The sequence below is a fragment of the Cupriavidus sp. SIMBA_020 genome, from assembly GCF_046535395.1.
In the GTDB taxonomy this organism is placed as follows: Bacteria; Pseudomonadota; Gammaproteobacteria; order Burkholderiales; family Burkholderiaceae; genus Cupriavidus; species Cupriavidus campinensis.
In genome coordinates this window covers 1-269 of record NZ_JAWRWU010000650.1, presented here as the reverse complement: position 1 = coordinate 269, position 269 = coordinate 1, and the positions used below count along the sequence as shown (strand labels likewise).

The 269-nt window shown below is 71.7% G+C and carries 1 protein-coding gene; it reads left to right on the top strand.

Annotated features, from left to right (window positions below):
• Positions 1 to 41: 41 nt before the first annotated feature.
• Positions 42 to 269 (top strand): phage tail assembly chaperone (locus SB751_RS30915; RefSeq protein ID WP_410749140.1); only part of this gene is annotated, 228 nt, incomplete at its 3' end.

The window sequence follows — 269 nt, the reverse complement described above, 5'->3', positions numbered from 1 at the left end:
GTCAAGATGACCGACGCACCCGCCAACGGGGGCTGAGCGCCATGACGGACACGTCGATCAATTCCCCGGCTCGCGCGGCGGGCGTGCGCGGCCTGGCGGCCGATCCGCTGGCCGGCTTCGCGCATGAAACCCTCAGCGTGCCGCAATGGCAGGACGCGCGCGTCATCGTGCGCGCGCCCAGCGCCGGCGATCACCTGTTTCACATCCGCGCCATCTGGGCGGCCGCGGGCGTGGTGCCGGGCGAGGACAACGAGATCGTGCGCGTCAAG